The organism is Alistipes sp. 56_sp_Nov_56_25 (genome assembly GCF_001915285.1).
In the GTDB taxonomy this organism is placed as follows: Bacteria; Bacteroidota; Bacteroidia; order Bacteroidales; family Rikenellaceae; genus Alistipes; species Alistipes shahii.
Genome location: NZ_MNQF01000022.1, coordinates 67,574 through 74,351 on the forward strand (window position 1 = coordinate 67,574; position 6,778 = coordinate 74,351).

General features: G+C 62.8%; 5 protein-coding genes. 4 read left to right on the plus strand and 1 reads right to left on the minus strand.

Annotation, left to right across the window (positions count from 1 at the left end):
• Positions 1-61: 61 nt before the first annotated feature.
• Entirely contained in the window at positions 62-2,074 is a 2,013-nt protein-coding gene (locus BHV64_RS07250; protein WP_044054187.1) for a DEAD/DEAH box helicase, read from the minus strand.
• A gap of 123 nt (positions 2,075-2,197) precedes the next feature.
• Between BHV64_RS07250 and BHV64_RS07255 the strand changes: the two genes are divergently transcribed.
• The 4 genes from BHV64_RS07255 to crcB all read left to right on the plus strand — a co-directional run bounded on the left by BHV64_RS07255 (position 2,198) and on the right by crcB (position 6,052).
• Complete coding sequence (locus tag BHV64_RS07255; protein ID WP_015546761.1) at positions 2,198-2,869, plus strand: response regulator transcription factor; 672 nt, start codon at positions 2,198-2,200, stop codon at positions 2,867-2,869.
• Between the two features lie 190 nt (positions 2,870-3,059).
• Positions 3,060-4,154 carry a glutamate 5-kinase gene (gene proB, locus BHV64_RS07260; RefSeq protein WP_015546760.1) on the plus strand — a complete coding sequence of 365 codons (1,095 nt, stop codon included), beginning with the start codon at positions 3,060-3,062 and terminating at the stop codon, positions 4,152-4,154.
• A gap of 2 nt (positions 4,155-4,156) precedes the next feature.
• Positions 4,157-5,407, plus strand: a complete 1,251-nt coding sequence (locus tag BHV64_RS07265; protein WP_217727736.1) for a glutamate-5-semialdehyde dehydrogenase — start codon at positions 4,157-4,159, stop codon at positions 5,405-5,407.
• A 270-nt stretch (positions 5,408-5,677) separates the two neighbouring features.
• Complete coding sequence (gene crcB, locus BHV64_RS07270; RefSeq protein WP_015546758.1) at positions 5,678-6,052, plus strand: fluoride efflux transporter CrcB; 375 nt, start codon at positions 5,678-5,680, stop codon at positions 6,050-6,052.
• The last annotated feature ends 726 nt before the right edge of the window (positions 6,053-6,778 follow it).

Below are 6,778 nucleotides of genomic sequence, written 5' to 3' on the forward strand. Positions count from 1 at the left end.
AGCGCGAAATCGCTGCATCCCGGCACGGCGGCGCAATTTTCCGGTCTGTTCCGGCCCTTCGTCAGCGCTTGCGGCCCTTTGCGGCAATGCGTTTGGGCGCAGCCTGACGGCCCGTGGTGACGGGACGGCCGCTGCGGCGGACGCTCCTGGTCCCGCCGCCGCGCTTGGGCTTCTCCCATGCCGCGGCATCGTCGTAACGCTGGAAAGCCTCCCAGTCGAACCCGTCGTTGCCGCCTGCCGGAGACGCGTTCCAGTCGTTCTCGGCCTTTTTCCGGCTCCGCGTCACGGGACGCCGCTCCCCGGCGTCGTCCGCCGTTTCCGCGGTTTCCCTGCGCGGCCGCCTTTCGGAGCGGAACTCCTCCGCGCCCTCGGGCTGCCCGGCCTTCCTGCGGCCCCGCGTCTCGGAACGAGGCTCTCCGGCCGATTCGCTTCCGGACGCGCCTTCGCCGCCGTTGCGACCCTCCGTAGCCGGCCGGCGCCGCTTTCCGCCGCCGTTCTCCGCATCGGAACCGTCAATCTTGGCGATGCGGCGACGGCCTCCCGAGGCGTTGAGCTGCCCCACGACCGCCTCGGCGTCGCTGAACGGCACGCTCACCAGCGAATAGTTCTCGAAGACACGCACGTCGTCGATATTCTTGTCCCGCAGTCCGCACTTGCGCTTGAGCATCTCCACGATCCGGCGGGCCGTGTAGCCGTCGCGGCCTCCGAGCGCCAGGAACAGCCGCGCCTTGCCCTTGCGGTCGACCGAGAACGAACGGATTTCGGGATAATTGCTCTGATCCAGTTCACTGCGGAAAGCCAGCCGCAGCAAGGCCCCCAGCGCCACGTCGGGCGCATAGCTTTCGAGCAGTTCGGCCGCGATGTCGGCGTAGTCGCCGTAGCTCTCATTGGCCACGATCTCCTGCAAATCGTCCTTGATCTTGGCGCGCTTCATCGCCACGATGTCCTGCGGCGAAGGCAGCGTCTCCCGCTTGATGTCGGCCTTGATGTCGCGCATCATCCAGTTGAAACGGCGCAGTTCGGCGCCCGAAATGAAGGTGATGGCCGTACCCTGGTTGCCGGCGCGGCCCGTACGGCCGATGCGGTGGACGTAGCTCTCCGAATCCTGCGGCAGCGAATAGTTGATCACGTGCGAGAGGTTCGACACGTCGATACCCCGCGCAGCCACGTCGGTCGCCACCAGGATGTTGACCGCCTTGTCGCGGAACTTGCGGAGAATCTTCTCGCGCTGGGCCTGCGACACGTCGCCGTGCAGCCCCTCGGCCGAATAGCCCTGGGCCACCAGACGCGTCGCCACCTCGTCCACGCCGATCTTCGTGCGGCAGAAGACGATGCCGTAAAAGTCCGGTTCGATGTCGATGATGCGCGTCATGGCGTCGAACTTGTCGGCTTCGCGCACCTCGAAATAGATCTGGTTCGTGAGGTCGGCCGTCAGGTGCTGCGACTCCACGCGCAGCACCTCCGTATTGCGCATGTAAGCCTCCGAAAGACGGATGATCCGCTCGGGCATCGTGGCCGAAAAGAGCAGCACGCGGCGGTCTTCGCCCGTATGGCCCATGATCTCCTCGACATCCTCCACGAAGCCCATGTTGAGCATTTCATCGGCTTCGTCCAGGACCAGGAAACGGACCTTGTCCAATTTGAGCGTACCGCGGCGGATGTGGTCCAGCACGCGCCCCGGCGTGCCGACGACGATGTCGACGCCCCGCGACAGGCGGCGCAGCTGCTCGCTCATCGCGGCCCCTCCGTAGATGGCCGTGATCGAGAGCCGCCGCTCGCGGTTGTAACTCAAAAGTTCCTCGGCGGCCTGCACGGCCAACTCGCGCGTCGGGACGAGGATGATGGACTGCACGCCCTCTTTCGAAGGCTCGATCTGCTGGAGTATCGGCAGCCCGAAAGCCGCCGTTTTACCCGTGCCGGTCTGGGATTGCGCGATGATGTCGTTCTCTCCCGAGAGCAGACGGGGAATCGTAAGTCGTTGGATGGAGGTGGGTGTTTCGAACCCTTTTGCCTGGACGGCCGCGAGCATCTCCTCGCTGAGGCCTAAAGCGCTGAAATCAGCTTCGTTGATCATATATGAATAGTTGAAAGGCCAAAGGTACGACAATTTATTGAATATTCGCCGGAAAATCATTATCTTCGCAAAAAGTTACGCACACACGGCCCCTCGCGGGCCGCCTGACCGAAAACCGACACCATGAGTCACCGTATCCTGCTGGTCGACGACGAGGTAGACATCCTCGAATTCGTCCGTTACAACCTCGTACGCGAGGGTTACGAAGTCTTCACGGCCGAAAACGGCGCCGAGGCGCTGAAAGTGGCCGCCGAATGCCGTCCGCACCTGATCCTGCTGGACATGATGATGCCGGTGATGGACGGGGCGCAGACCTGCCGCGCGATCCGCCGAAACCCCGTGCTGAAGGACACGATGGTGGTTTTCCTCTCGGCGCTGGGCGAGGAGGGGCAGCAGCTGGCAGGGTTCGACGTGGGAGCCGACGACTACCTGACCAAGCCTATCAAGATGAAGCTGCTGGTAAGCCGCGTGCAGGCGATCCTCAAGCGCATCGACGCCGACAGACCTCCCGAGAAGGCCCCGGCCCCGGGGCTCACGGTCGACCGCGAGCGTTACACGGTGATCCGCGACGGACAGGAGATCACCCTCCCGCGCAAGGAGTTCGCGCTGCTGGACCTGCTCCACTCGTCGCCCGGGAAGCTGATTCCCCGCGAGGAGATTTACGCCAAGATCTGGGGCACGGAGGTCGTCGTGGGCGACCGCACGATCGACGTGCACATCCGCAAGCTGCGCCAGAAGATCGGCGACGAACGCATCGTCACGGTCAAGGGCGTGGGATATAAATATGAACCCTGAAACGAAAGGTGAAAATTGGATTGTCATTCCGGGAAGAGCCGAAGGACCGACGTGGGAATCCGCTGGACGCGTTGTGAGGTTACGACCTTTGATCGGATTGCCGCGTCGCCACGCTCCTCGCAATGACGGGAGGGGGGGGGCAGGCGACCGAATCCGTTTGTCCGGACGAAGCGATTTTGAATTGTGAATTATGAATTGTGAATCGAAAAAATACCGCCGCATCGTCGTCAAGATCGGCAGCAATGTGCTCACCCGCGAGGACGGACGGCCCGACACCACGCGCATCTCGGCGCTCGTGGACCAGTTGGCGCGCCTGCACCGGGCCGGCACGGAGTTCATCCTCGTCTCGTCGGGCGCCGTGGCCTCGGGCCGCAGCCTGCTCGAAACCCGCGTCGGACGCATCGACACCGTTTCGGCCCGCCAGCTCTTCTCGGCCGTCGGGCAGGTGAAACTGCTGAACCGCTACTACGACCTCTTCAACGAATACGGCATCGCCTGCGGGCAGGTGCTCACCACCAAGGAGAGCCTCTCCACGCGGCGGCAGTACCTCAACCAGCGCAACTGCATGGAGGCGATGCTCGCGGCGGGCGTCGTCCCGATCGTCAACGAGAACGACACGATCTCGGTCACGGAGCTGATGTTCACCGACAACGACGAACTTTCGGGTCTCGTGGCGGCGATGATGGGAGCCGAGGCGCTCGTCATCTTGAGCAATATCGACGGCATCTACGACGGTTCGCCTTCGGACCCCGCCTCGCAGGTCATCCGCCGCGTCGCCCCGGGCCGCGACCTTTCGCAGTACATCGACACGGCGCGTTCCTCGCGCGGTCGCGGAGGCATGACGACCAAGAGCCGCATTTCGTCGCGCGCGGCGGGCGAGGGCATCGAGGTCGTGATCGCCAACGGCCGCCGCGACAATATCCTGACGGATCTGATCCTCACGGACCGCGACGTCGTATGCACGCGTTTCGAAGCGGCTCCCCGACCGGCTTCGGGGGTCAAGAAGTGGATCGCCAGCAGCGAAGGCTTCGCCAAGGGCGCCCTGCACCTCGACGCCGGGGCCGCCGCGGCCGTCTCGCAGAGCAAGGCCGCGAGCATCCTCGCCGTGGGCGTCACGGCCGTCGAAGGGGATTTCGAGCGCGACGACATCGTACGCATCCTCTCGCCCGAAGGCGCCCCACTGGGCGTGGGCCGCATCTCGTGCGACAGCGCGACGGCCCGCCGCAACCTCGGCCGCAAAGGTCTCAAACCGCTGATTCACTGCGATTACCTATATCTGGAATAAAAATGGAATACGATACGATCTTCGTCGCCGCCCGGCGCGCCGGCAACGAACTGGCCCTTGTCGACGCCGGGCGATTGAGCCGCACCGTCGCGAAAGCCGCCGCCCTGCTGCGGGAAAACGCCGGAAAAGTGCTCGCGGCCAACGCCCTCGACCTGGAGGCGATGGACGCCGATTCACCCATGCGCGACCGCCTGCGGCTGACGGCGGAACGCATCGCCTCGATCGCCGCCGACATGGAATCCGTCGCCGGACTGCCCTCGCCGCAGGGCGAAACGATCGCCGAATGGACCCGTCCCAACGGCATGACCCTCCGCAAGGTCCGCGTACCGTTCGGCGTGGTGGGCATGATCTGCGAGGCGCGCCCCAACGTCACGGCCGACATTTTCTCGCTCTCGATGAAGACGGGCAACGCCTGCGTGCTGAAGGGCGGCAGCGACGCCCGCCGCTCCAACGAAGCCATCGCCGCCCTGCTCCGCGAGGCGCTCCGCAGCGAAGGCATCGACCCGGCGGCCTTCACCCTGCTGCCCGCGGGCCACGAGGCTGCCGGAGCGCTGCTGAACGCCGTGGGTTACGTCGACGTGGTGATCCCGCGCGGCGGCGCGGGACTGATCCGCTTCGTGCGCGAAAACGCCCGCATACCCGTGATCGAAACCGGGGCGGGCATCGTCCACACCTACTTCGACCTCGACGGCGATCTGACGAAAGGCCGCGCCGTGGTCTGCAACGCCAAGACGCGGCGCGTCAGCGTCTGCAACGCCCTCGACTGCCTCATCGTCCACCGCGAACGGCTCCGGGACCTCGCGGAACTGTGCGACCCGATGGCCGCCGAACGCGTCACGGTCTACGCCGACGCGGAGGCGTACGCCGCACTCGAAGGCCGCTACCCCGCGTGCCTGCTCCGCCCCGCCGCGGAGGAGCACTTCGGGACCGAATTCCTCGACTACAAGCTGGCCGTGCGGACCGTCGGCTCCCTCGACGAAGCTCTGGCGCACATCGCCCGCTACTCCTCGCGCCACAGCGAAGCCATCGTCACCGAAAACGCCGGGACGGCCCGGGAGTTCACCCGGCGGGTCGATGCGGCGTGCGTCTACGTCAACGTCTCGACGGCCTTCACCGACGGCGGCCAGTTCGGGTTCGGCGCCGAGGTCGGCATTTCGACCCAGAAACTCCACGCCCGCGGCCCGATGGGGCTGCCCGAACTCACGACCTACAAATACGTGATTTCAGGCAACGGACAGACCAGAGAGCCATGACGGTCACGCCGCCGCCCGCCGTTTTCGCGGCATCCCGCCGCGTTCCCGACTCCGCCCCGCACGGGAGAAGCGAAGTCGCCGCGCACCGATGCATCCCCCGACGCCCCTCGCGGAAGGGAGACGCCGCCGCATGGCCCGGACGGCCGGCGCCAAAAGACCCCGACGCCATATGTGACAAAAATTCCACTTATTTCGGCAAATAATTGAACGATTCGTAATCATTTTTTGCTTAAATTTGCACATCCGTAAAATAATACATATATTTAAATTATGATTCGTGAACTTTTCGCCGTGGGCCTGGGAGGCGCCGCCGGAAGCATCGTCCGCTATATGCTCTCCGTCTGGCTGCTCGGAGGGCACACGTTGCTGGGTTTTCCGGCCGGAACGTTCACGGTTAACGCCGCGGGATCGCTGCTGATCGGCATTCTGCTGGAGACCACGAATTCGGCTGCGGCAGGATGGTTGCTCATCGCAGGATTCTGCGGAGGATTCACCACCTTTTCGACCTTTTCGGCCGATGCCGTGCGGTTGCTGCGTGCCGGAGACTACGGGCCTGCGACGGCCTACATTGCGTTGAGCGTCGCGGTCTGCATCGCCTTCGCCGCACTGGGCATGTGGATCGGAGCGCAAATTGCACGCAATTAAAAATGAAAAATTAAGAATTAAAAATAACCTGCAACCCGGTTAAATCCCGGCTGAAATCCCGGTCGCGCTGCGACAAGCCCCCTCCGAGGAGGGGATTTAGGGGAGGGTTAGAATTGGATACGCGGCGGAACGCCGCGAATTAGATGGCTGAATTTGCCCGGGTCAGGCTTGTAAACGACGCCAAAGGCGGCGACGACACCGCCCGGAAGCACAACGACGAAGAAAAAACAGAAACAACCGGATTGCAACCCTAAAGCGAATGAAACGTACGCCATCTCCCTCCCCGAGGGAGGGCCGGGGTGGGGTCAGGCTTGCAAACGACGCCAAAGGCGGCGACAACACCGCCCGGAAGCACAACGACGAAGAAAAAACATAAAAACTTAAAATAAACTTTCAAGAGATTAGCAGGACAACGCAACGAATGGCTTAAGGTGCTGGTTTATAATCAATAGCGCATTGATTTGCGTTATACAGAAATTCGTTCGAAGCGGTTTTACGGCCTATTGCTGAATAAGAATCGTTACCAGATCATTACGCGGTACTTGCTTTGAATTTTGTTTGTAACGCATTCTTTTACTGCTACTTGCGTTATTCTTCATCTTGACAAACGGCCCGACAGACATTAATTTTGTAACCAAAAATCGGGTTTATTATGCGAAGCACGTTTCGGGTCTTATTTTACGTGAAGAAAGGCAGCGCCCGCCCCAACGGCGATCTGCCTTTGAT